The 26224-nt window shown below is 29.3% G+C and carries 28 protein-coding genes and 3 riboswitches; of the genes, 9 read left to right on the top strand and 19 right to left on the bottom strand.

All coding sequences use genetic code 11. The annotated features are described in order from the left end of the window. Positions 1-4 precede the first annotated feature (4 nt). The 3 genes from BS62_RS01865 to nhaA all read right to left on the bottom strand — a co-directional run bounded on the left by BS62_RS01865 (position 5) and on the right by nhaA (position 3300). Positions 5-655: a riboflavin synthase gene (locus tag BS62_RS01865; protein WP_496489537.1), complete on the bottom strand. Its 651-nt coding sequence runs from the start codon at positions 653-655 to the stop codon at positions 5-7. Positions 656-658: 3 nt separating this feature from the next. Next, positions 659-1756: a bifunctional diaminohydroxyphosphoribosylaminopyrimidine deaminase/5-amino-6-(5-phosphoribosylamino)uracil reductase RibD gene (gene ribD, locus BS62_RS01860; RefSeq protein WP_496489536.1), complete on the bottom strand. Its 1098-nt coding sequence runs from the start codon at positions 1754-1756 to the stop codon at positions 659-661. Positions 1757-1980: 224 nt separating this feature from the next. Further along, positions 1981-2094, bottom strand: a riboswitch (FMN riboswitch). A gap of 81 nt (positions 2095-2175) precedes the next feature. Then, positions 2176-3300, bottom strand: a complete 1125-nt coding sequence (gene nhaA / locus BS62_RS01855) for a Na+/H+ antiporter NhaA (protein ID WP_496489535.1) — start codon at positions 3298-3300, stop codon at positions 2176-2178. A 162-nt stretch (positions 3301-3462) separates the two neighbouring features. Then, positions 3463-3638, top strand: a riboswitch (cobalamin riboswitch). A gap of 131 nt (positions 3639-3769) precedes the next feature. On the opposite strand from nhaA, the gene BS62_RS01850 reads away from it, so the two are divergent. Genes BS62_RS01850 through BS62_RS01840 form a run of 3 tightly spaced genes read left to right on the top strand, consistent with a single transcriptional unit; the run spans position 3770 to position 6597 of the window. Continuing rightward, complete coding sequence (locus tag BS62_RS01850; RefSeq protein WP_496489534.1) at positions 3770-4717, top strand: ABC transporter substrate-binding protein; 948 nt, start codon at positions 3770-3772, stop codon at positions 4715-4717. Positions 4718-4740: 23 nt separating this feature from the next. Next, positions 4741-5793, top strand: coding sequence for a FecCD family ABC transporter permease (locus BS62_RS01845; protein ID WP_496489533.1), 1053 nt, complete (start codon positions 4741-4743; stop codon positions 5791-5793). Continuing rightward, a complete protein-coding gene (locus BS62_RS01840; protein WP_496489532.1) occupies positions 5794-6597 on the top strand; it encodes an ABC transporter ATP-binding protein in 804 nt (267 codons plus the stop codon). Between the two features lie 132 nt (positions 6598-6729). Here the strand turns inward: BS62_RS01840 and hutG are convergent, their stop codons facing one another. The 3 genes from hutG to thiW all read right to left on the bottom strand — a co-directional run bounded on the left by hutG (position 6730) and on the right by thiW (position 8692). Beyond that, the gene (hutG, locus tag BS62_RS01835; protein WP_496489531.1) at positions 6730-7740 is read right to left on the bottom strand and encodes a formimidoylglutamase; all 1011 of its coding nucleotides are present in this window, start codon (positions 7738-7740) and stop codon (positions 6730-6732) included. Positions 7741-7881: 141 nt separating this feature from the next. Continuing rightward, entirely contained in the window at positions 7882-8115 is a 234-nt protein-coding gene (locus tag BS62_RS01830) for a DUF3892 domain-containing protein (RefSeq protein ID WP_496489530.1), read from the bottom strand. Positions 8116-8191: 76 nt separating this feature from the next. Next, entirely contained in the window at positions 8192-8692 is a 501-nt protein-coding gene (gene thiW, locus BS62_RS01825) for an energy coupling factor transporter S component ThiW (protein ID WP_496489529.1), read from the bottom strand. A gap of 85 nt (positions 8693-8777) precedes the next feature. Beyond that, positions 8778-8888: riboswitch (TPP riboswitch) on the bottom strand. Between the two features lie 141 nt (positions 8889-9029). On the opposite strand from thiW, the gene BS62_RS01820 reads away from it, so the two are divergent. Continuing rightward, positions 9030-9488, top strand: a complete 459-nt coding sequence (locus tag BS62_RS01820; RefSeq protein ID WP_496489528.1) for a spore coat protein — start codon at positions 9030-9032, stop codon at positions 9486-9488. 206 nt (positions 9489-9694) lie between these two features. Further along, entirely contained in the window at positions 9695-10189 is a 495-nt protein-coding gene (locus tag BS62_RS01815; protein ID WP_496489527.1) for a superoxide dismutase family protein, read from the top strand. A gap of 50 nt (positions 10190-10239) precedes the next feature. On the opposite strand, the gene BS62_RS01810 is transcribed toward BS62_RS01815, so the two are convergent. The 4 genes from BS62_RS01810 to BS62_RS01795 form a co-directional block, all read right to left on the bottom strand. Next, positions 10240-10881, bottom strand: coding sequence for an acetate uptake transporter (locus BS62_RS01810; RefSeq protein WP_496489526.1), 642 nt, complete (start codon positions 10879-10881; stop codon positions 10240-10242). A gap of 153 nt (positions 10882-11034) precedes the next feature. After that, positions 11035-11574, bottom strand: a complete 540-nt coding sequence (locus BS62_RS01805; RefSeq protein WP_496489525.1) for a DUF5698 domain-containing protein — start codon at positions 11572-11574, stop codon at positions 11035-11037. Positions 11575-11870: 296 nt separating this feature from the next. Then, complete coding sequence (locus BS62_RS01800) at positions 11871-12314, bottom strand: DMT family transporter (protein ID WP_496489524.1); 444 nt, start codon at positions 12312-12314, stop codon at positions 11871-11873. Positions 12315-12325: 11 nt separating this feature from the next. Beyond that, positions 12326-12748, bottom strand: a complete 423-nt coding sequence (locus tag BS62_RS01795; protein WP_496489523.1) for a DMT family transporter — start codon at positions 12746-12748, stop codon at positions 12326-12328. Between the two features lie 279 nt (positions 12749-13027). Here BS62_RS01795 and BS62_RS01790 point away from each other — a divergent pair, with 279 nt between their 5' ends. The 3 genes from BS62_RS01790 to BS62_RS01780 all read left to right on the top strand — a co-directional run bounded on the left by BS62_RS01790 (position 13028) and on the right by BS62_RS01780 (position 14128). Continuing rightward, positions 13028-13228, top strand: coding sequence for a cold shock domain-containing protein (locus tag BS62_RS01790; protein WP_490139914.1), 201 nt, complete (start codon positions 13028-13030; stop codon positions 13226-13228). A gap of 90 nt (positions 13229-13318) precedes the next feature. Next, on the top strand, positions 13319-13783 hold the full coding sequence (locus BS62_RS01785; protein ID WP_496489522.1) for a hypothetical protein: 465 nt from the start codon (positions 13319-13321) through the stop codon (positions 13781-13783). Positions 13784-13924: 141 nt separating this feature from the next. Next, on the top strand, positions 13925-14128 hold the full coding sequence (locus tag BS62_RS01780) for a cold shock domain-containing protein (protein ID WP_490139916.1): 204 nt from the start codon (positions 13925-13927) through the stop codon (positions 14126-14128). Positions 14129-14156: 28 nt separating this feature from the next. On the opposite strand, the gene BS62_RS01775 is transcribed toward BS62_RS01780, so the two are convergent. From BS62_RS01775 to BS62_RS01740, 8 genes are all read right to left on the bottom strand, one after another. After that, positions 14157-14984, bottom strand: a complete 828-nt coding sequence (locus BS62_RS01775; RefSeq protein ID WP_496489521.1) for a thymidylate synthase — start codon at positions 14982-14984, stop codon at positions 14157-14159. 78 nt (positions 14985-15062) lie between these two features. Further along, the gene (locus BS62_RS01770; protein ID WP_496489520.1) at positions 15063-16223 is read right to left on the bottom strand and encodes a SpoIIE family protein phosphatase; all 1161 of its coding nucleotides are present in this window, start codon (positions 16221-16223) and stop codon (positions 15063-15065) included. After that, positions 16220-17935 carry a [Fe-Fe] hydrogenase large subunit C-terminal domain-containing protein gene (locus BS62_RS01765; RefSeq protein WP_496489519.1) on the bottom strand — a complete coding sequence of 572 codons (1716 nt, stop codon included), beginning with the start codon at positions 17933-17935 and terminating at the stop codon, positions 16220-16222. Before BS62_RS01765 ends, BS62_RS01770 begins: the two co-directional genes overlap by 4 nt. A gap of 2 nt (positions 17936-17937) precedes the next feature. Next, positions 17938-18183: a (2Fe-2S) ferredoxin domain-containing protein gene (locus BS62_RS01760; RefSeq protein ID WP_496489518.1), complete on the bottom strand. Its 246-nt coding sequence runs from the start codon at positions 18181-18183 to the stop codon at positions 17938-17940. 159 nt (positions 18184-18342) lie between these two features. After that, the gene (locus BS62_RS01755) at positions 18343-19794 is read right to left on the bottom strand and encodes a DEAD/DEAH box helicase (protein ID WP_496489517.1); all 1452 of its coding nucleotides are present in this window, start codon (positions 19792-19794) and stop codon (positions 18343-18345) included. A gap of 167 nt (positions 19795-19961) precedes the next feature. Next, positions 19962-20744, bottom strand: coding sequence for an N-acetylmuramoyl-L-alanine amidase (locus tag BS62_RS01750; protein ID WP_496489516.1), 783 nt, complete (start codon positions 20742-20744; stop codon positions 19962-19964). Positions 20745-20762: 18 nt separating this feature from the next. After that, positions 20763-21752, bottom strand: a complete 990-nt coding sequence (locus BS62_RS01745) for a YARHG domain-containing protein (RefSeq protein ID WP_496489515.1) — start codon at positions 21750-21752, stop codon at positions 20763-20765. Between the two features lie 150 nt (positions 21753-21902). Next, positions 21903-24083 carry a DNA topoisomerase III gene (locus tag BS62_RS01740; protein WP_496489514.1) on the bottom strand — a complete coding sequence of 727 codons (2181 nt, stop codon included), beginning with the start codon at positions 24081-24083 and terminating at the stop codon, positions 21903-21905. A 266-nt stretch (positions 24084-24349) separates the two neighbouring features. Between BS62_RS01740 and BS62_RS01735 the strand changes: the two genes are divergently transcribed. Next, positions 24350-25294 (top strand): NAD(P)H-dependent flavin oxidoreductase, encoded by a 945-nt coding sequence (locus BS62_RS01735; RefSeq protein WP_496489513.1) that lies wholly within the window; start codon positions 24350-24352, stop codon positions 25292-25294. Positions 25295-25361: 67 nt separating this feature from the next. Here the strand turns inward: BS62_RS01735 and BS62_RS01730 are convergent, their stop codons facing one another. Continuing rightward, a complete protein-coding gene (locus BS62_RS01730; protein WP_496489512.1) occupies positions 25362-26222 on the bottom strand; it encodes a nitroreductase family protein in 861 nt (286 codons plus the stop codon). Between the last annotated feature and the right edge of the window lie 2 nt (positions 26223-26224).

The raw sequence follows: 26224 nt of genomic DNA, 5'->3' as shown, positions 1-26224 counted from the left end.
TCCTCTATACGAATCCATTTGCACTTAAAAAATCAAAATCAATACCTTTTTTAACTGGAGCTTGTTCTTTAGCTCCTAAAAGTTTCTCAATATACTTGCCTATCATATCGCATTCTAAATTTACTTCATCGCCAACTTTTTTTCTAAGAAGTGTAGTCATATCTTTTGTATGTGGTATTATAGAAACCTTAAATATTGATTCATCTACATATGCAACAGTTAGGCTTACACCGTCTATTGCAATAGACCCTTTTTGAACTATATATTTTAAAATTTCAGGTGATGCAGAAATTGAAACCCATATTGCATTGTCTTCTCTTTCATAGCCTCTTATAATTCCCATGCCATCAATATGGCCACTTACTATATGTCCACCTAGTCTATCACCTAATCTCAAAGCTCTTTCTAGGTTAACTTCATCTCCAGGAGAAATACTTTTTAGATTACTTCTCCTCATAGTTTCTGCCATAACATCTACACTAAACTTGTTACTATCAAATGAAGTTACTGTAAGGCAAACACCATTAGTAGCTATACTATCTCCTAACATTACATTTTTAAGTACTTTATTAGCTTTGATTATTATTTTCGCTGACTTCTCAGATTTAATAATAGATTCAATTTTTCCTATTTCTTCTACTAACCCTGTGAACACACCTTATTCCTCCTTTCTTATATAGCCTTCTATCATTATGTCATTACCAAAGGCATGAATATTTATATTCTTAAGATTTATAGCATTTTTCATATATGATTTTCCTATTCCACCTACTGGAGTTTTTGAATTACTTCCTCCTATTATCTTAGGTGCAATAAAAGAATTTACCTTATCTACAATTCCTTCATTAAGTGCAGAATAATTCAACTCGCTTCCACCTTCTAAAAGAATACTGTCTATTTTTCTTTCTCCAAGAGCTTTCATTAAAAATACTAAATCAACTTTATCACTAGAAGGGGTAACAATTACTTCTGCTCCCTTTTCTTCTAAAGCTTTTATTTTGTCACAATTAGCATTTTGGGTAGTTGCTATAATTGTTTTTGCATCTGATTTAAGATTTAAGACATTTGATTGTAGTGGTATCCTAAGTTTACTATCTATAATTATCCTTATTGGATCTTTCCCTTTTCCATCTTCTAATCTTGTATTTAAAAATGGATCATCCTTTAGAATAGTTCCTATCCCTACCATAATACCTGACACCCTATGTCTTAATTTATGTACATATTTTCTTGAAAGCTCTCCTGTTATCCATTTAGAGTCTCCAGTATGTGCTGCAATTTTTCCATCTAATGTCATAGCTGTTTTCATAATACAAAATGGAAGTTTTGTGGTTATATATTTTAAAAATATCTCGTTAAATTTTCTTCCTTCTTCCTCTAACACGCCACTAACTACTTCTATTCCATTATTTTTTAGAATTTGTATACCTTTTCCTGAAACTAATGGATTTGGATCCTTTAAACCTATTACTACCTTTTTTATTCCCTTTTCTACTATTGCATTTGCACATGGAGGTGTTTTTCCATAATGCGAACAAGGTTCAAGGGTAACGTACATAGTAGCTCCTTTAACGTCTTCTGTTGCATTTTTAAATGCATTTATCTCAGCATGGTTACCACCGTAAATTTCATGATATCCTTCACCAATTATTTTTCCATTTTTTACTATTACTGCTCCTACTAATGGATTGGGGCTTGTATATCCGGTTCCTTTTTGTGCTAATTCTAAAGCTCTTTTCATATACTTAACATCCAATATAACCCCTCCAATTCATTTTCTTAAATCAAAAAATTCGCTTTGCTCATGTCGCCAACGACCTAAAAAACAGGTCCGTTGCTCAAGTTTATATGTTGGAAATTATCATTTCCTTATAACTAAAATAAGCCCTGAGAATAAATTCTCAGGGCTTATTATGCACAAATAGACAACAACTAATACTATTATCCCAAACTTTGGAATAATAATATTCGTACATATATTTTAATCTTCTTCCATCCAGACTTTACTGTCGGCCTTGGAATCTCACCAAGTCAACCTTTCGGCTCGCGGGCTTTACCGCCGGTGGGGAATTTCACCCCGCCCTGAAGATTTATTTACTTTTGTTAAATTTATAATAACATCACAAAATGATACTGTCAATTATATATTTTTATAAAATTCGACTTATTTTTCATTTACCACCTTTTTGTTATATAACTCAGTCTAAGCGATCTTTTTAGTGAATCTACAACAATTGTAATTATATAGGATAAACCTATTGATATAACTAAGGAAATTAATATTGATATTTTAGCAATATCCGTAATTTCACTTGAATTACTAAAAGCTATTTCAGATACAAAAATAGACATTGTAAATCCTATACTTGCAAGTACAGCTACGTTGAATATTGATAGCCAACTCGCATTTTTAGGTTTTTGTGTTATATGAAGTTTTGTCGCTATGTAAGTAAATAACATTATACCTAATGGTTTTCCTATAACTAATCCAAAAATAATTCCTTGAATTAAAGTACTGCCTTCAACAAAGTTGATATTTGTGTTTAATTTTATTGCTGTATTCGATAAAGCAAATAATGGCAATATAAAAAAGCTTGATAAGTTTGATATATTATGTTCCAAGTTGCGATTAAGTGGCATAACTAATCCTAACAATACTCCACTAATAGTTGAATGTATTCCACTTTTATGTACAAAATACCAAAGAAATAATCCTAAAATCATATATATATATGTCTTTTTTATTTTAAATACTTTATTCATAATATATATAATAACTGTTGTTAAAGCTGCAATTAAAACATACTTAATATCTATGTTAGACGGATACAAAACACCTATAACCATTATTGATATCAAATCATCTACAACTGCTAATGATAATAAAAATATTTTCAATCTATGATTTAATCTATTTTCTAACATCATAAATATACCTATAGCAAATGCTATGTCAGTTGCTATGGGTATTCCTACCCCTTCAATATAAATGGTATTATTGTTAAATATAATAAATATTATTGCTGGTACTAATACCCCTCCAATAGCAGCTATTATAGGAAATGATGCTTTTTTAAAACTTGATAAGTTACCATATAATACTTCTTTTTTTATTTCTAAAGACGCTCCTAAAAAAAATATTGCCATTAAAAAATCATTAACAATCATATGAACATTAAAGTCATTAAATATTTTTATCTCATTAAAAAAATAATTATGAATATATCCAAATGGACTATTGGCTACAATTAATGCTATTAAACTAAATACAACTAATAATATTCCCGGCAAACATCTCATAGTACTTCCCCCATTTAATAATAATAAATATATATTAATATATAATGTTATGCAGACATGTACTATGACTATTCTATATAAATAAAATATGTTTATTATTTTCAAAATATTTCCATATTCCATTGACACTAATATATCACTGAGCTAAAATAAATGTGTACAATATAATATATTGTGTTAGGTGTTCCTTTAAGGAATTAAAAGGGAAAGCGGTTAGAATCCGCTGCAGCCCCCGCTACTGTATACGGTGACGAAACTCATTATCCACTGATTTTTTCGGGAAGGAGAGTTAAGGATGACCCGTTAGCCAGGAGACCTGCCTAATACACTACTAAATCTTTCGGAGGGAGAGATGGATGTACATGCCTTTTTAGGTACATTCAAATTAAGACTTCGAGCAAGTCTTTTTTTTATTGCCTTTTTACAATATACGGGGGAAGAAAAAATATTTTATTAGGGGGAATTTGAAATGAAAAGTTTTTCAAAGAAAGTCGCACTATTATTTTTAAGTATTTTTATGGTTTCATCATTATTAACAGGCTGTACTAGTACTACTACTAATACTGAAAAAACTGAAAATACTACAAACACTACATATCCACTAGAATTTACAGATGCATATGACAGAAAGGTTACCTTAGACAAAAAACCTGAAAGAATAGTATCATTATCTCCAAATATGACAGAAACAGTTGCAGCACTTGATTCATTAGATAGATTGGTTGGTAGAACTGATTATTGTGACTATCCTACTGATGTAAAAAATGTTGAATCAATTGGGGATATTACAGAGCCAAATATAGAAAAAATAGTTGAATTAAAACCAGATGTTGTTTTAGCATCTTCACTTACTAAAAGAGAAATTATAGATAAAATAGCACAATTAGGTATAAATGTTATTGTAATAATTGAACAAGAAGACTTTGATGGCGCCTATACTTCAATAAAGAAGGTTGGTCAAATTATAGATAAAAATGAAGATGCAACTAAAGTAATTAAAGGAATGAAGGACAAAATTGCCGAAGTAGAAACTAAGGTTAAAGATGCAAAAACTAATCCAAAAATTTATTATGTTGTAAGTTATGGTCAGTATGGAGATTATACTGCGACAGGCGAAACTTTTATATCAGCAGCTATTGATAAATCTGGTGGTTTAAATATTGCAAAAGACGTTACTGGTTGGAAATATAGTCTTGAAAGTGTTGTTGAAAACGACCCTGATATAATAATATGTCCAATAAACCCAGCAAAATTAAAATCAGAATTTGTTCAAACAAATGGATATAAAGATCTAAGAGCTGTTAAAGAAGGAAAAGTATTTGAAGTAGATAATAGTAAACTAGACAGACAAGGACCAAGACTTGCTGAAGGTCTTGAAGAACTTGCAAAGGTTATTCACCCAGAATTATTTAAGTAAAATAGTTGAAAGAAGGAATTATAATGAATTTTAATGACAAGAAAAAATACTATACAGGTTTATTTGCTATAGGTATAGGAATTTTAATGCTTTTAATTATAATTTCTATAACTTTAGGTTCTGCTGATGTTTCAGTTACTGATTCTTTTAGAATTATTGCCTCTAAAATCCCTATTATTAATGAATTTGTTAATATAGATGATATAAAACTATCCTCTAGTGTTATTATATTAAAAATCAGATTACCAAGGATAATTTTGGCAGCCCTTGTTGGTATAAATCTTTCATTGGTTGGCGCTGTATACCAAGGGATATTTAAAAATCCAATGGCTGATCCATATGTTCTAGGTGTATCCTCTGGTTCTGCACTTGGTGCCGCTGTTTCCATAGTATTTGGCATTCAGACAATGCTTTTAGGAATCAGCGGTGTAGCTTTAGCAGCTTTTATTGGAGCTATAATAACAACAGTTTCAGTTTATAACATAGCAAGGGTTGGGAATAAGGCATCTACAATAAATTTACTTTTAGCAGGTGTTGCTGTTAGTTTTTTCTTGTCATCTTTAATATCAATATTAATGATCTTTAATAGAAATGAAATTGATAAAATAATTTTTTGGACTATGGGTAGTCTTTCAGCTGCTAGTTGGTCTCAGGTTATTTTTCTATTATTTATTACAATACCTCTATCTATTTTTGTTATGTTTTTTTCAAGAGATATAAATATCGTTTTATTAGGAGACGACTCAGCCAAAAACTTAGGAATTGATGTTGAAAAACTAAAAAAGATTATGTTACTTATATCTTCTTTATTAGTAGCTTCTTCAGTATCTGTTAGTGGTGTTATTGGATTTGTAGGTCTTATAATTCCTCATTCGGTAAAAATACTAACAGGCTCTGATAATAGAGTATTAATTCCTTTTTCAGCATTAGCAGGTGGATGTTTTATGATTATTTCAGACACCCTTGCAAGAACATTATTGTCTCCAACTGAAATGCCAGTAGGTGCTATTACTTCACTTTTCGGAGCTCCTTATTTTATTTATCTTCTTTATAAAAACAAAAAGAAGGTGTTTTAGATGGCAAAAAATAATTCAATTATAATAAAAAATTTAAATTATAGTATAGATAATAAAAATATATTAAGTGATATTTCATTAGATATAAAAAAAGGTATGTTTTATAGTATTTTAGGACCTAATGGTTCAGGAAAAACTACGCTTTTAAAAAATATTTCAAGAACACTTGAACCAAATAAAAACACTGTTTATATTGAAGACAAAGATATTGTCAAACATAAGTACAAAGACCTTGCCAAAGAGCTTGCTTATGTGCCCCAAGATACTAGTGTTGACTTTGACTTTCCTGCTATAGATGTTGTATTAATGGGAAGAGTTCCATATCTTAGAAGATTTGAAAATGAAAGTAAAAAAGATATTGAAATTGTTGAAAGATCAATGAAATTAACTAATACTTGGCATTTAAAAGATAAAAATATAAAAAATTTAAGTGGTGGAGAAAGACAAAGAATTATTATTGCTAGGGCATTAGCTCAAGAAAGTAATATTATACTTTTAGATGAGCCTATATCACAATTAGATATACACCATCAAATAGAAATAATGGATACTATTAAATCTCTAAATAAAAAATGTAATATAACTGTTATTACTGTACTTCACGATTTAAATATAGCTTCCCAATATAGCGATTGTTTAATATTAGTTGATAAAGGAAAAATAGCTTCAGTTGGTGAACCTGAAGTAGTTTTATCACAGACTAATATTAAGAAAATATATAATATGGATGTAATAATGATTAAAAACCCCTTAAATGGAAAACCTCATATAATTCCAGTTTCATCAGGTTTTAAATCCTTATAAAAATCGCTACGCTCATGTCTTAGCGGCCTGAAAAGCAGGTTTGTTGCTCAAGTTTATCAGTTGGAAATTATAATTTCCTTGTAATAAAAAAGGTCCTAGAATACAATTTGTATCTAGGACCTTTTTTATTTATTAGATATCTAGACTATGAATTTTAGCTATTGTATTAACTACAGAAAAAATTAACGTCGAAGCTAAATTTGCAGTAGTATTGTCTTGGTCAAATCTCGGTGATACTTCTGCTATATCAAAACTTATTGTTTTATTAGATTTTAATATATATTTAATAAGTTTTAGCACTCTTTCTGGGTCTAGGCCTAATGGTTGTGGTGCACTTACACCAGGTGCAAAAGCTGATGAAAATACATCAGTACATATTGTCATATAAATATGCTCTTTTGATTTCATAAAATCATCTATTTTATCTATTACATTCCAATGTCCGCTATCTGCAATATCCTTTGCCCATATATATTTAACTCCCAGCTTGTCTGCTGTTTTGAATAACTCAACTGTATTCCCACGTTTTTGTATTCCAACGCAAAGATAAGAATAATCTATATCTTTATATTTGCATATATCTGCTATTTGTCTAAACATTGTTCCTGATGTTCCACCATTTGGATATGGTCTTAAATCAAAATGGGCATCAAAATTTATTATTCCTATATTAGGCTTTTCATTAGTTTTTAACAAATGATTTAATAATCCGTTATAATGTCCAAAGGCAACTTCATGGCCCCCACCTAAAACAATTGGAAAAAGATTTAAACTTAAAATCTTTTCTATAGCTTTTGAAAGTAATTCTTGAGCTTCTTCTAAGGTGCAATCTTCACAGAATATATTTCCTGCATCAAAAAGTTTAACATCTTTTGAAAACCAGCAAGGCAGATTAACTAATTCCCTTCTAATACTTAAAGGGCCATTAGCAGCTCCTACTCTACCTTGATTTCTCATAACCCCTTCATCACAGCAAAATCCTATAAATGCAAAGCCTAGTTTACCATCGTATGGGATTAACTTTTCTCTTAAGTCGATATTTTTAACCCATTGATGCCATCTAAATGCATCAAAATTACTTTCACTATCTACTCTACCTTTCCAAACTTCATCTTCTGTTATCTTATAGTTTGAGCTAAACATGGTATCCTCCCGTTTTATGTTATGCTAAGATGCTTAGTATATTTTTTATGAATATTATCTATCATTAATAGTAGTTTAATTTTATATATTTTTCAATAATAAAAAAATACCACATTGAGTAAATGTGGTATTTTAGGATAACTATTCAAATGTTGGAATATTATCTAGATTATCGCTTTTGTCTTCATTTGGATTGCTTCTTAAATACTCTCTTCCATTTCTAGCCTTACCTACATTTACACCCTCTATACGATGATCCTTGGCCATCATTATAGCATCCTCTATTGCATATACATTTCCATCTTGTAGCATAACATCAGTTATGTCTCCTTGATTATTTTTTCTAACTTTCACTATCTTTGTTTTATCATTCATGGTAACATCTCCCTTATACTTATTTATATTTAGTATTAGAAGATATTTTATTATTATTCTATTTTTTATAACTATATTAAATCTTAGCGTTTTCTCTTATATCAACACTTTTTGTAATTTTAAAATATTTAATAATAAAGTAAGCAATTAAACTTCCACCTATAGTACTTATTAAAAATGGAGTTACGAAAAATAATGCAGCGACTTCTTTACCTAATACAAATTTGGCTATTGGAAATGCTAATAATCCTCCAAGTATCCCTGTTCCAAATATTTCTCCAAATACAGCAAAATTCACTTTTTTTGTTTTTGCATATAGTATCCCAGCTAAAAATACTCCAACCATACTTCCTGGAAAAGCCATTAGAGATCCTGTTCCCAACACATTTCTAAGTAACGAAGTGCAAAATGCTATAGCAACCCCATACCAAGGTCCTAATATTACAGCACTTAATACATTTATAGTATGCTGAACAGGAAAACACTTAGCTGCTCCTACAGGTATAAAAATAAGATTACTTCCTATTACCCCTAATGCTATCAAAAGTGCAGATAAAGTTAATTTTTTTGTTTTCATTTGTTAAATCTCTCCCTTCAAAATTTTCAAATAAAAAAACACAAACCCATAGGATTTGTGTTTAAATTAGCACATTATATAATAATATCCATCAACAACAACTTCCTACGCTGGCATTACCCAGTTCAGGTTATTAGGGTCAAAGAATTAAGGTTCTTACTCTCAGTTGGCCTATCCAACACCCCTGTGTTATATTTATTTAATTTTATAAAGTAATTATACCATAATATCTTAGAAAATATATATATAATCTTTATAAATTGATAATTTTAGTAAATATAATTTTTATAATATGCCGATACTATATATAAGTATATTTACATAGGAGGTTTTTTGTATGGCACTTACTAATAAAGAAAAAAGTTTACTTTTAGATAATTTAAATGCTGAGTATTTATGTATAAGAAAATATGAACAATACTCTGCAATGGCTTCTTGCCCAAAATTAAAGCAAACATTTAAAAATCTTGCTCAAAAAGAACAACAACATGCTACTACACTAACAAATATATTAACTTCAAATGGTGAAAACCCTCAAAGTATATTTGCAAGCTATAATAGCCCTCAAGGCGATTTATCAAACATGCAAGCTAGTCTAGGAATTACAGATGCACAACTTCTAGATGATGCTTTAAGTACTGAAAAACACGTTTCAGGTTCTTATAATAATGCTGTTTTAGAATCAGTTGATGCACAAATAAGACAACAACTACAACATATACAACAAGAAGAGCAAAATCATGCAGAAACATTATTTAACGAAATGAAATCAAGAGGATTCTACAATCCATCTTAAATAAAAAAGGAGCCATAGTTTAGTCTATGGCTCCTTTTTTATTTAACAATCCAATTTTTATTATTCAAAGCTATATATACTTTAATTTTTACATTCCTTTTTACTCATAATTCCAGTTCTAATTTGTCCTAAATTAAGTAACACAATAATTATGACAAGCATATTATTATTATGAGTAACTATTTATAAAAGGATGTGTATAAATTATGTTAGCTTATGCTCTTTTAAATGGTGGGCCTTTGGCTCCGAATCTAAAAGGTAATGTGTATTTTATGGATGTACAAGGAGGGGTTCAGGTTTGCGTTTGGGTAACTGGTTTGCCAGAATATAAACCTGGAACAAATGGCGATCTTCCAATAGGACCACACGGTTTTCATCTTCATGAAAATGGAACTTGTGAAATAGGAGATCCTAACGACCCTTTCACAAGTGCTGGTGGTCACTGGAATCCAAATAATCAACTTCATGGAAATCATGCAGGAGACTTCCCTACTTTATATTCAAATAATGGAGTTGCAATGATGTGCTTCTTCACTAATAAATTTAAGGTTCAAGATGTTATAGGAAAAGCTGTTATTATCCATCAAAGCCCAGATGATAACAAAAGTCAACCTGCTGGAAATGCCGGTAAGAGACTTGCTTGTGGAGTTATTGTTGAAGGAGCCACACCTCCTCAACAACAGAACAGAGTTTATTATTAATGCAAAAAACCGCAGTAGATTAGTTTAAACTAGCCTACTACGGTTTTATGTTATGCTGATTTTCTATTGTTTTGTGAAGTGTTATTTTTAAATATTCCGAAAGGCTTACCTACTGGTAAAAATACTCTTCCAAAATGGTTGTTTAATACAGAAGCTGCAAAACCATAAAAAGATAATAATGATATTATAAATTCTGAGTATCCTGCTAAATCATGTCCGAATTCTGGCATTATACCAAGAGAGTTCATACTTAACCCTAAGAATAAAAAGTTTATTAGGAAGAAAATACTAAATAATACCTTGTGTGTTTCCATAGCCCCTATTGTCATAAATATAGTAAATATTAAGTATCCTACAAATACTACACCTGTTTGCTTAGGGTCTGCATTTTGAGCAAGGATTGGTCCAAATGTTCCACCTTGAATTAACCAAGTAAGTGCCATTCCTAACCAGAAAAACGCATAGCCTCCAAATGCAGTTGCTCCGAATGTATTATTATGTTTAAAATCATTAATACAAGCAACTAACTGTGCTGATGCGCCTAAAAATATGGCCCATGGTAATAATAATGACGTTCCTTCTGTAAATCCTAGTTTTTGTGAAGATGCTACTAATGTTATTATGGCCAGACCAAATAACCCTAGACCAGACGGATCAGCAGTTACAATTTTCACATTTGTTGTTTCTTTCATCCCTTACCTCCATAAAATATATTTATTTTTATTATAGCCAACGTATAGAATAACAAAATCTCAAACAACTTTCAATTGATTTTTGATTATAATAAAAATAATATATAAAAATAAATTTATGTAATAAAACTAAGCTATTTAGCCTAGAATTTTTTAAATAGTGTTAACACTCGTTGTCGTAATCTTACCATCTACTTTATTTAAGTTTTTTATTTTTAGAGTTGGATTATTAACACCACACTCATCTAAAATGCTCTCAAATATTTTGAATTCTTTTCTCTTTATTACAACTTCAACTTTATATCTAATATCTCCATTATTACCTTGAGCTAGGAAATTATTCACAGTATAACCTGCTTCTCTAAGTTTTTCTGCTACATTAATCATTTTTTCTTTATTATTTAAAAATAAATCTACTTCTAATATCCCCAAAGCTAATAATTTTTCAACTTTATTACCAATTAATACCCCTACCGTTCTACCTAAAGCATATGCAATTGTGTAATGTATTCCGTCCGAACTTGTAACCTTACTAACTGTCGTTGCGAAAATCACAGAATCTATAAATACCAAAACATAAACTGGATTCATAATTCTTTTTGATTGAAGCATTGATTTTAAAGTTGCTAATACATTAGTAAGTGCTGTTATTAAAAATAAACCTATAAGTGAATATATAATATTTGTTGCCATCTCCATGACACCTCCTTTTAATTGTCATTGATGTATTAATTGACACGCCAAAAACTACTAATGATATATTAGCAATCTCTTAAATAAAACAATAATTTTAATTTAATCATTGGAATTTTTTTAGGATGGAAAGTACTGTAATAATATTTCTAGGAATAACGATAAGATTATTATGAAAATTTATTTTTTATACTTTTATTCAGCTATATACGATCAATAGACCAATCATATTATATTATCACATATATAAACTATTTGCAACTTTTTTTAAAGGGTGAATATAAAATCCACCCTTTTTATGACTTTAGTTCATTTTTATCTATATTAGAGTTATAAATCATTCCCGCTATAATTAATAGCCCTCCTATAATTTTACCTTTTGAAATTGAACCTTTCATTACATAATCTATAATAATACCTGTGAAAATCTGTCCTATAAAAATAAGAACCGTACTATATATAATTGGTATTTTAGGAATTATTATATTAGAGCTAGCTACAACCATTACTCCAATAAAACCTCCTAGAAAAGCCCATAATGGTATATTAGTGAAGTTGTTAATTTTAACTATATTTAAACTTCCTGTACTCACTGCTAAAATTAGAGCAATTAATAGACCTACTACATAGTTTATAAATGTACTTTGCAATACACCTATTTTGCCTGCTAAACGAGAATTTACAATCATAGATAGTATTGTTAAACATCCACCTATAATGGCCAATATAATATACATCATGTCAACACCTCCTAATATACTGTCATTACCACAATACCAATTAGCATTATGGCAAATCCTATTAATTTTTTCTTATTAAACTTATATATATCCATTCCCCACAATCCGAAATGATCTATAATAATAGATAATACTAGTTGTCCAAAAACCCCTAATGATAAAGTTAATGAAACTCCTAAATTTCCAAAACACAAATTATTTAATAGTACTAATAAAACGCCTATCGCTCCTCCACTAAACATATAAAAAGGTAATTTTTCATTAAATATAATTTTTTCCCTTTTTATAATTAAAGTAAGTATCACAGTGATAAGTCCTACTATATGAATTATTAGTATCGATAAATAATTACCTGTATAACTATCTAATGTCCCATTAAATGTTACCATTATAGAAATTAAGAGTCCTATAAATACCGCAGCAAATTTATACATATGAATCCTCCATATTTTTTATTATTAACCTATATTATCAAATAAAGCAGTACACATATATGACATATGTCATATTGTATACAATAATTAAATGAGAAACTCCATTTATTTTTTCTTTTTAAAATTTTTTTTATTTAATGAATAAAAAATATTAATTTTGTTGATAATAACATTTGTAAAAGATTTACTTTTATGCTATACTTATATAACCGATACAAAACACGGTTGATAAAATTTTAAGTATCAATAGTAATGTGTTTAAATTTTAGGAGGATTACAATGAAAACAGGAACAGTAAAATGGTTTAACTCAGAAAAAGGATTTGGATTTATAGAAGTTCAAGGAGAAAATGATGTATTCGTACACTTCTCAGCTATACAAGGAGATGGATACAAATCATTAGAAGAAGGTCAAAGAGTTCAGTTCGAAGTAGAACAAGGATCAAGAGGACCTCAAGCAACTAACGTTACAAAATTATAAATCTAAATTTTGATATATTAATTTATTAATATATTTATGTTTGGCCACCTTCATAAAGGTGGCTTTTAACTTATCTTAAGGAGAATACTTATGTTTAAAAAAAATCTTAAAAAAAATTATAATATGAAAAAAACAATATCAATGAAAAAATTCATTGCTGAACTTGGAGAAAACTTCTCTGATCATATGAAAAAAAGACTTTTAGAACTTGAGGTAAGATGTGTATTAACAAGAAAAGAAGAAAATAACATTCTTGATATAAAACATGTAGAGCATATCCAACATGATAATAAAGAATATGTATTTGGACAGTTTATAGTTGTTGAAGGTGTATTGTATTTTTCAGAAAACCATATGGAAAATAGCGAAGTAATGCCATCTCCAGTTGTAAGTACTATATATAATTCTTTAGCTACTGAAAGCACAACCTTTGAAGACGGTAATACCGGAAAAATAATAGATGATAGTAATATTGACTATATACTAGACGAAATATTGTCAGTATGTCCTCCAGTTTCTCAATCATATTTGGATATAATGTCTAAATATATGTAGAATCAAATTAAGAATTTCTTAATTTGGTTTTATTTTTTAATTATGAATATAAAAATATTAAACGGAAATACTAATTATCGTTAGATATTGTTAATCTTATATATTTAATTTACAGTTTACTACAACTTAGGAGGATTTACAATGAAAAAAGGAAAAGTTAAATGGTTCAACAATGAAAAAGGATATGGATACATAGAAGTTGAAGGCGAAAATGATGTTTTTGTACACTTTTCTGCTATAACTGGCGAAGGATACAAAACATTAGAAGAAGGCCAAGAAGTTGAATTTGAAGTAGAACAAGGACAAAAAGGACCTCAAGCTGCTAACGTAAAAAAAATATGGTAAAAAGCTATAAGCTTTTTACCATATTTTTTTATATTCCTAAATCAAAAGACAATTGTGGTTTAACTGGCTCATAGTCTTCCATCTTAAAATCATCTATTGTAAAACTATAAAAATCCGTTTTATCAGTGTCTAATACTAATCTAGGTTGTTTTTCACTTGGTTTTCTATTTAACATTTCTTTTGCTTGATCAAAATGTCTATCATATATGTGTAGATTATCTATAAAATGAGTAAACTTACCTGGAGTAAGTCCAACTGATTTTGCAACCATCATTAATAGAGCTACATATTGTATTTTATTTATATGTCCAGCTACTAGATAATCACTTGATCTTTGATGAAGGCAAAGGTCTAAATACTCTCCTCTAACATTCCAAGTAGTCATAAATGCACAGGGTCTAAGGCCACCGTTATCTAAGTGCATATATTGCCATAAATTTATTATATGACCTCTATCTAGTGGATTATTTTTAAGTCCATCTAGTAACTTATTTATTAAATTATATTTTTTTACTATATAACCATAACACTCACCTATTGAGCCACTATTTTTATACTCCCACGAGTCCCACCAGTGTATATTATATTTTTCTTTAAGTACTGATAAATCAGTAGTTTGATCTTGATATATCCAAAGGATTTCTTTAACACCACTTTTCCAAGGTACAGGTCTTAAAGTTATTATTGGGAATTCTCCTTTTGATATATCATAAGTTTCGCACACATGAGTTATATACTTAGTATGAGCTGGCACTCCATCACTATAAACTGGTCTTACTTTTTGATCAAGTGTAGATTGTCCTTCATTCATTACTTCGCTACATGCATCAAAGAACAATTTATCTGCTTTATTCATATGTTAATATCCTCCTAAAAATCTATATAAACTAATTATACAAGAAAGCAAAGAAAATTAAAAGGAAGCCCTTTGATGTTAATAATATTCTATATTAACTATTTTTCCTAATTCTTCTGCTGATTTCTTCAGTTGCTCTAATATAGTCCACTTTATACTTAGTTCTTTAGGAAAATTTGAATTTTGATGTGCTGGATTTATAGCTTTACCAACAAGCATCCTCAAGTGTGTACTGTCTTCTATTATTAGCTTTGCCAATCTAGATGCTCCATCCTTCTGTTCTAAAAAACTTAAATCTCTAGAACCTCTTGCTATTTTTAACCTTTCAATAACTGCATTTAATGTAAGTACTCCCTCAGTAACTAAATTAATTCCTTTTATGTTTGCAGTAGGTGGTATATTTTTATCATAAATATCAAAATTAGTTCTTAACTTTTCATTTAATTCCCTTGCAACTATATGAGCTGCAGTACCTCCACTTACAACCTTCATTCCTTCACTTTCTATTAGTTCCTTAATAATTACTTTATCCATCTCCCTATCTTCTGGTGGGCCAGAAAATAATACAGTATGTTGTGGTTTTCTCATTTTTATTGCTAATACAGTTGTATCATCACCAGGTTCATTTAAATAAAGATCTTCACATGCATTTAGTAAATTATTTGCAATATATTTAGCTGAATTGTATGATCTATAGGCTTTTTCAAGATATTCTGCCACATGTTCCCATTTCCACCCTAAATTCAAAACCTTTCCTACCCCTGCATGAATTGCTCCATCACTAGTTAAAACTATAAGATCATTTTCTTGTAATTTACACCTAGTTTCCTTAATTCTTCTGTTGTTAATATCTACGGTTTTGTAAGGTAAATTTGCAATTTCTCCATCTCTTATAAAAAAGATACTAGGGTTGTCAAACTCAACTATATAAGCTTCATTATTATTTGATATCTTTACAATTGTAAATGTTGAATAAGCTAAATTTCTAATTTTGCATACTGGTAGTGTGTTAGTTATTGTCTCAACTACCTCTTCTATATCCATACCCTCTTTAAGCATAGTAATAGCTATTTTTGATGTAAGGGTAGCTAGTATATTAGCTTTAACCCCACTTCCCAGTCCATCAGCCAAAACAGCTATAATTCCATCTTCAGTTCTAAAATGCTCTGCTTTATCTCCACACAGTTCTTCTCCAAACTTATTTAAGCTTGTTGATGCAACATCTATAAAAAGATTCATCTTATATCATCCTCATTATCTTGCACAACTTTTTTAAGCTTAGTTAAGATAACTTTGGTTTCTGCTGTTGTTTCCCCTAGAAGACTTGCTATTTCCTGAGCTACCCTCATTTGCTTATTAATAACTTCTTGTGCCATATTAAGTGTATTCATTTTTAACTCTTTAAGCTTCTTTTCTTTTACCTCATCCTCAGTTATGTCAGTCATTATAACGACCATTGCCTTATATTCTTCTACATATAAAACAGTTTTTAACATTGAAGAATTGTGTTCTTTTAAGTGTATCTTCTTAGCAATTATATCTTTTTTTGTATTTTTCACATTGATAAAATCTTCATCGTCCATAAACATAACTATAGGCTTATTTATTGCAAATCTCTTCTTAACATTGAATAAAGCTTCTGAAGATGGGTTAAATTCTATAATCTCTAGATCGTCATTTAAAATAAATATAATATTTGGAGTTACATCAAATATTATATTAGATATAGTTTCTGCCCTTTGCCTCATATAAGGCATACACATATTATTTTCTGCCATTTTATTGTATACTGCAATTGCCTTATCCCTACAGCTGTCGTATCCACAAGCCCCACAATTAAGCTCATCCGATTCCTTTAACTTTCCTGTACTAGATAAAATTTCTTTAATCTCATCTTCACTTGGAATATTAATTATGGGTGATAAATCCTTAAATTTTGTAGATATATCAATATCTTTATAATCATAGTCTTTTGGTTTTAATTTAAAATCGTCGTTACTTTTTTGGCAATTTTGAACATATTTTTTTACTTTATTTTTTCTTATATAAACTGAGTTTTCACTAGGCATTGCAGGACCATTTATACAGCTATTATCACATAAACTAATTTCAATAAATGTGTTATTTATTTTTCCTTTGTCCATACACTTTAATAAATCAATACAGTTTTCTATCCCATCTACGCAAAATATATCTTTACCATCCGAGTTATCAAGAGTACTTGCAATCCCCTGTATAATTGGATACAAACTAGCGTCTTTATTTTCTAAGTCAAAAGGTATAGGGTCTAAATCTTCAAGAACTATTTTTTCATTTTCAAACCATTTTATTATTTCATCAAAAGTTAGTATGTAGTCTATAGCTTCTTCTCTTAATGCTTCTATTTTCTTAGCAAGACAAGGGCCTATGAACACTGTTTTTATATGTTGTCCATATTTTTCCTTTAACATCTTTGCATGACATACCATAGGTGATACAACAGGAATCATTTCATCAACAAGGCTTGGATAATAATGTTGTATAAGATAATTTGCTGCTGTACAACTAGTAGTTATATAGTTTTTGTTATCATCTCTATTGTAGTATTCATTATAACTTTGTGATATTACACCTGCCCCTACTGCAGTTTGTTCAACACGTGAAAATCCTATTTGCTTTAGAGCTGTTACAAATTGTTCTGGATATTTAAAGTCAAAAGCAGCTACAAAAGATGGAGCTACACTTACAACAACAGTATCGCCATTATTAATATGTTTTTTTACAATATCAATATCAGACATTATTTGTTTTGCATTCTTTGGACATGCCAAAAGACATCTTCCACATCCAATACATAGAGAATTTACAATTTCAGCTTGTTCATCTTTTAATTTAATAGCTTTTACAGGACATTCTCTTACGCACTTATAACAATTACTACAATTTGCTTTAGAAAAATTAATAATATCCATATCTATTCACCTCTTAATATATATCTTTCAAATATTTCTTTTGCATCTTCAGGTGAAACAGATATTATAGGTTCATCATCTATTTTTACAGAAACACCCTTTACACATTCTCCTAAGCAAAAGGCAGCATTTAATTCTATTTCAGTTTCTAATTTATGTTCTTTTATTTTAGATTGGAAAATTTCTATAACATCATAAGATCCTTTTAGATGACAAGCACTTCCAATGCATATCTTAACTGTTTTCATACATTACCCCCAAACTAATAAGTTATATACTAATATTATCACTTTGTTATTTTTTTTTCAAATTTTCCTATTACGCACTTTAACAGTAATTAAAAAATAGATGGAACTAAAATTACAGTTCCATCTATCTCAATATCTTTAATTAATAGCTTTTATTATTTAATCTCTAGCTTTATGAACTTTAATAGCTTTACCTTTTATAGTTGAATTTTTAAGATTACTTACAACTAAATTTCCTTTGCCTTGGTGTATATCTATATAAGAGCATCTTTCTTGAATATCTATTATACCAATATCATCAGCGTTAATGCCTTTTATATTTGTAATTGCACCAACTATATCTCCAGGTCTTATCTTTTTATTTTTTCCAGCATTAATATATATTTTCATAATGTCTTTATTTAATTTATCAGCCTTATTTACTTTTAATTTTGGCTTAGAAATAAAGCTTGTTTTATCACTTATGTTTTTCTCAATATTATTTAAATCATTGTCAGATGGTATTTCTTTTTTTATTATTTCGTAACCAAGGTATTCTTCGAGTTTTTCTAGATATTTATATTCACTAGAAGATACAAGTGTTATTGCCATGCCAGTATTTCCTAATCTACCTGTTCTTCCTATTCTATGAACGTAATTTTCATTTTCCATAGGAATATCATAGTTTATAATATGAGTTACATTTTCTATATCAATTCCCCTAGCTGCTAAGTTAGTGGCCACTAAAAAACTAAATTCGCCTCTTTTAAACTTTTCAATTGTATCTATCCTATCCTTTTGAAACATTCCTCCATGAAGTCCCCTACATGGATAACCTTTGTCTTTCATTTTGTTTACTAGTTTGTCTACACTTTCCTTTGTACTGCAAAATAAGATGCAACTATCTGGTCTTTCAATATATATTATCTTATTTAAAGCATCAAACTTTTCCTTTTTTTCAACTTCATAGTAAACTTGCTCTATTCGCTCTGACGCAAGGCTTTTAGGAGTAATCTCAACCTTTGTAGGATCAATCATATATTTTTGAGATATTGATTCAATTTCATCTGGCATAGTAGCTGAAAACAACATAGTTATCCTATTACTTGGTAATTTCTCTATTATAGCCTCAACTTGTTCTATAAATCCCATATTAAGCATTTCATCAGCTTCATCTATTATTAAATACTTTATATGGTCTACGTTCATATGTCCTTTGCTTATTAAATCTAGAGTTCTTCCAGGAGTTCCAACTATAACATGAATCCTTTGTCTTAAAGCTATTATTTGTGCATTAATAGGCTGTTTTCCAAAAATGGCAGCACAACGTACTTTTTTATACCTTCCAATATTAGTCATTTCTTCACTTACCTGCATAGCCAACTCTCTAGTTGGTGTAAGTACTAATACTTGTGATCTTCTTTCCTCTAAGTCTATTTTCTCGCAAATAGGAATTGCAAATGAACCAGTTTTTCCACTTCCAGTTTGAGACTTTACTATAATATCTCTGCCTTCAAGAGCTAATGGTATAACTTGCTCTTGAACTTCTGTTGGGTTTTTATAGCCTAAGGTTTCTAATGTCTCTAATATCTCTTTATTTATTCCAAATGCTTCAAATTTTAATTTATCCATATTATTTATACCTCATTTAATATAATATTCATTATTATAATCTACAAATCTAAATATAAAATACACCATTACCTATAGTAACACAAATTTTATTATAAGTTGTAAATATTTAGTAATTATAAAAAAGCTGTACCAGTATTTGATACAGCTTTTATTAATTGATTATATTATTTTTCTAAAAAACTCTTATCAATTCCGTCTGCTATAGCTTTAGCAATAATTTTATGATTATTTTCATCACTTATAAATTTATCATCTTTTGGATTTGATAAAAATCCAGTTTCTAAAAGTACAACAGGTACATTAGACCAGTTAAAACCAGTTAAATCTTCTCTATAGACAACACCTCTATTTTTTAATCCTAGAGAATTTGAAAAAGTATTTATTATAGTTTCCCCGTAACATTTACTTTTTTCATATATAAGCGATGTATATTTAGTATTAGCTGGAATTTGCATAGAAGCTCCATTTACACCGCTATCATTAGATGCATCACAATGTATTCTCATAACTAAATCTGCATTGTTATTATTCCCTATATTTGCTCTTTCAATATTACTTATAGAATCATCTATTTTTGTCTTAGTCATTACTACATTATATCCACGTGACTCTAATTCACTTCTTAATAGTAGTGATATATTAAGGACAGTTTTGTATTCAGGTATTTTAGTTGTAGTACCTGTAGCCCCATGGACATCTTTAGCTTTTAAAATATTCGAACCTGGCGCTGTAGGTTCTTTGTCTGAGTTTCCTATGGACGAATGTCCAGGATCTATTACTATAGTCTTAGGTTCTTTAATAGCTTTAGATTCTTTAACCTCTTTTGATACTACTTTATTTTCTACTGAATCCTTTGTAGAATCCTTAACTTCAATTTTACTATATTCTTTGGTACATCCTACCAATAAAAAACATATAGTTATTATTAATAATCCTATCTTTTTCACTTTGTAACCCCTTATTTTTTATTTTCCTTCTAATTCCTTTATAAGTTCTATATTATATTTTTCTACATCATTTAGCTGATTAAAGTTGCCTGTAAAATTAGGGTTTGGTATATACCAAGATTGTTTAAGGAAATAATCCTGATATGCCTTAGTCTTAAATATATACCCATGTCTAGCAAAAATTTCATTTCTAATAAATCCTAATGTATTATAAGTATATTGGGATAATTCACTTCTAGTAAGATATCTATGACTACTATCAGGTATTAAAAATCCGTCGTAGTTTATTTGGTTGTATGGAATATATACTACTTCATAAGTTTTATCATTATTATCTTCTTCTTCACTTCCATCTTCTTCTAAAGCAGCATTTAACTCAGAGTAATTTTCAAATTGGCTTATGTCATACCCATAATTTTCAGCTTTTTGTAAAAGACTTAGACAAGCTTCATAATTTAACTTATCAAAGTTCTGCTTTGCTTTATCTACATATATATTTACGTATAGTTTATTTATCTTTCCTTTGTCTAATATAAGACTGAGTTTTGCCATTTTATCTTCGAATTCTGAGTCATTTTTTAATACTTCTCGAATTTTTCCTATTAATACATCATCTTTTTTAATATTTAATGCATCTATATAATACTCTGTTTTTATAGACGGATTAGACTCTTTATCTCCTTTACTTATGTAATATGAATAAGTCATATTATCTTTAAATGTAAATCCTATAGCTAAAATAACAACAATTGTAACTGCTACTATAATACCTATCTTTTTTTCTTTTCCAATACTCTTTAAACTTTTTTCATTTTTTTTAACTTCTTTATCAATCTTTGTGTCATCTAATTTTTTATCTTCGTTTTCAAGTCCATTTAAATATTCTTGCATCTCCTTAAGTGACTTAAATTCTAAATCATCTTTTGTATCTTCTATAGGCTCTCCACACGTACTACAAAACTTACTATTTTCATCAATACTTTTACCACAACTACTACAAAACTTCATTTAATAACCACCTCCATAATAACATATATATGAACATTTACATGGAAAAATAAACCATTTCTAGTATATTAATTTATTTATTAATACAAAAAAACAAGAATAAATCCATGTTACTAATGAATTTATTCTTGATACATTAATTGAAATATATTATTTAAGTTTTAATTTTGCAAGTGCTTCTGCAAATGCATTATTAAGTGGCTCTTCTGCTTTGTTTTGTTTTTTAAGATAATTTGAAACATCCTTTTTAGAAGCCTTGTCACTTTCTTTTTTCTTTCTTTCATTAAAAGTAGAAAGTTTTTCTTTGTGTCCACAAACACATACGAAAACTTGTCCTTCGCCTTCTCCACGAAGTTCTAGCTTTTTGTGGCAGTTAGGACATCTTGAATTTGTTACTCTAGAAACACCTTTTTTGTATCCACATTCTCTATCTTGGCAAACAAGCATTTTACCTTTTTTACCGTTTACCTCAAGAAGGAACTTTCCACATTCAGGACATTTACTTCTAGTCATATTATCGTGTTTAAATTTTTTTTCACTATTTTTTATTTCTTTTACAACCTCTTTTGCATAAGTCTTCATTTCATTTATAAAAGTATTTTTATTTAGATTTCCTTTAGAAATAAGACTTAATTTTTGTTCCCACTCACCAGTTAATGTAGGTGATTTTAAATCTTTAGGAACTAAGTCGAGAAGCTGCTTACCTTTAGAAGTTATATATATATCTTTACCTTTTTTTTCTATTAAAAAGCTATTAAATAATTTTTCAATTATATCAGCTCTAGTTGCTACAGTCCCAAGGCCTCCAGTTTCTCCGATAGTTTTTATTAAATCCTTATTATTACTATTCATATATTTTACTGGATTTTCCATAGCTGAAAGTAAAGTTCCTTCATTAAATAAAGCTGGTGGTTTAGTTTCTCCCTTAGTTTGGGAAATACTTGAAATATTTAGTATATCCCCTTTATTTATATTAGGTAGTGTTTGATCAAGTATATCTTCTTCATCATCTTCAAAGTTGTTATTATAAACTTCCTTCCATCCTTGAGATATTACTATTTTACCTTTTGCAATAAATATCTCATTTTCAATTTTAGCTTTTATTGTTGTCTGTTCATATTCAAATGGAGGATACAATACAGCTAAGAATCGTTTAACAACTAAATCGTATATCTTTCTCTCCTTATCACTTAATGAACTTAAAAATGGAATTTCTTCTGTTGGTATAATAGCATGATGATCTGAAACCTTACTGTCATCAACAAAGTTTTTGTTTGCTTTTATTTGATTTCTTAAAATGACAATACCACATTTTGAATAAGGTCCAACAGAACAAGCCTTTACTCTATCTTTTAGTGTTTCTACTATATCGCTAGATATATACCTTGAATCTGTTCTTGGATAAGTTAAAACTTTGTGATTTTCATACAATCTTTGCATAATAGACAATGTTTCTTTTGCTGAATAACCAAATATTTTATTTGCGTCTCTTTGTAGTTCTGTTAAATCGTATAATTGAGACGAATATTTCTTCTTATAAGATTTATTAACTTCTATAACTTCAGCATTTTTGTTTTTAGTTAACATAACTATGTTATTTGATTTTTCTTTATCAAAGGTCTTTGTATCTTTTGTTTTGTCATCTTGCCATATAAGTTTCAGATTGTCTGAAATTGCTGTAATTCCATAATATGTTCTTGGCTTAAAATCTTTTATTTCTTCTTCTCTTTTTGCTATCATCGCAATAGTTGGAGTTTGAACTCTTCCACAAGAAAGTTGAGCATTGTATTTTGTAGTTAATGCACGAGTTGCATTAATTCCAACTATCCAGTCAGCTTCTGCACGAGCAAGTGCCGATTTATAAAGATTTTCATATTCCTTACCGTCTTTTAAATTCTTAAACCCTTCTTTAATAGCTTTATCTGTAACAGAACTTATCCATAGACGTTTAATTGGCTTATTTACATGTGCCTTTTCTATTATCCATCTTGCAACTAACTCTCCTTCACGACCAGCATCAGTTGCTATAACAATTTCATCTATATCTTTTCTATTCATTTGAGATTTAACAACACTAAATTGTTTACCACTTTGCTTTATAACAACAAGTTTTAGTTGATTTGGAAGCATTGGTAAATCTTCAATTCTCCATTCTTTATATCTTTCATCATAGGTCTCTGGATCTGCTAAAGTTACTAGATGACCTAAAGCCCATGTAACTATATACTTGTCTCCTTCTAAATATCCATTACCTTTTTTATTACAATTTAAAACTCTAGCTAAATCCCTTCCTACTGAAGGCTTTTCAGCTAATACTAATATTTTATTCATATAAACACCCTTTCAGAGTCAAATACTAAACTTGAGCAACGGACCTGATTTTCAAGATCGTTGGCGATATGAGCTTAGCGAATTTTTTCTATTTTTGATACATATGAAATATATAATTATTTAATAATAAATTATATCATAGTTGTACAAGGGATTTGAGTACTTTTAATAAATAAACCATTATCTTTTATTGTTGCATCATTCTCTATATGATATAATAATAGTAGAATATTATACCAGGTACTAATAATAAGGAGATAAACTATATGGACTTAAAAGAATTGAAAATAGGAAATATTACTGTGCCAATACCTATAATTCAAGGAGGTATGGCAGTTAGAATATCAACTGCTCCACTAGCAGCTGCAGTTGCAAATGAAGGTGGAATAGGTGTAATTGCTGGAACTGGAATGAGCGTTGATGAACTTAGAAGTGAAATCAGAAAAGCTAGACAAATGACAAAGGGAATTTTAGGCGTAAATATTTTATTTGCTGTTAAAGAATTCGCTGACCTTGTAAAAGCTGCAATTAAAGAAGATATAGATTTAGTTATATCAGGTGCAGGGTTCTCTAGAGATATGTTTGGATGGGGTAAAGAATCAAATACTCCTATAGTTCCTATTGTTTCTTCTGCTAAATTAGCAAAAATGGCAGAAAAACTTGGAGCATCTGCTGTAATAGTAGAAGGTAAAGAAGCTGGAGGTCATCTTGGTACAGATAGACCAATGATGGATATACTTCCTGAAGTATGTGAAGTTGTAAAAATACCTGTTATTGGAGCAGGTGGAATAATCGACGGCTATGATATAGCAAAAGCTATAAAACTTGGAGCAAGTGGTGTTCAGATGGGTACAAGATTTGCTGCTAGTATAGAATCTAACGCTTCACAAGAAATGAAAGATTTATACATAAAATCAACTAAAGAAGATGTCGTACATGTAAATAGTCCTGTAGGTCTTCTAGGCCAAGGTCTAAGAAATCCTTTTTTCAACCTTGTTGAAGAAGATTCAGCTAAAATCAATAGTTGTCAAGATTGCTTGAAGCGTTGTTCTCGTAGTTTTTGTATTATGGACGCTCTTGTAAATGCATGTTCAGATGGTAGCTATGATAAAGCTTTAATATTTGCTGGAGAACACGTTCATAGAATAAAAGAAATACTACCAGTTAAAGATATCTTTAAAAATCTTTTAGATGAGGTATCACAAGCTTAATATAGGATTTAACTTTCAACTCAAAGAAAAGCTAAGGATAATATCCTTAGCTTTTTATTTTAATTTATTAATTTTTCCAACTAACTATATACTCAGTATCTATATTACATTCAATGTGTTTTGGTTTATTTACTACCCATTCTCCGTGTATTCCTAGTTCATTTAATGTCATTTCAAAGTGACACATAGCTATTCCTATATCTATCTTTTGTATATCCAGGCCCAGGGCCTTTCCATATCCTTTATCATGTCTTAGATAAAAGTGGAATGTATCATTTTCTTTTACTATTCTCCATGGTTGCTTATTAGATGCAGAAGGTCCTATTCTCACCATTTCTAAGGCTGTTGAATATTTTCCAGCTACTTGTTCTATTAATGGATTATCAAAGCTTTTATTAAAGAATAAATCGCCCCACTCTTTTCTATTATTAGACCCTGCCATTGTTCTCATTACCCTATCAAGCATTCTCTTTTTATTTTCTACATATCCTATAGGGGTAACCGCTGGCATAAGTTCAATATCTTTTACATCTGCAATTTTTTCAAAGCCGCTCCTTGTAAATGTTCCTCCTAGCCAACAAGTTCCAATATCTAAGGATGTTGCATAGAGAATTAATTTTTCAAATGTATATCCTAATTGCTCTATACTATATTCTCCATTTTCTACTATACCTGCTATATATGACTTCGCTCCTTTTATTACACCATATGTGCCTATCTTTCCACCAGTTTTTTCAATTGTATCAGCACCATCTATTATTTCAAAACGAAAGTTTGGTTTAAATGGACCTTTAATGCTCTTAGCATAGTTTATTAACCTAAGCTTTACTTCATCACTTAATTTATCTTCTTTATAAGTTCTAATTGAAGTACGGTTTTTGATTACATCTGTAATTGGCTTGTTAAAATACTGGTTATTTTTATTCATTT

The organism is Sporacetigenium mesophilum DSM 16796, assembly GCF_059569055.1.
Note: the sequence above shows the minus strand (reverse complement) of the source record. Positions and strands in the feature narration are given on the sequence as shown.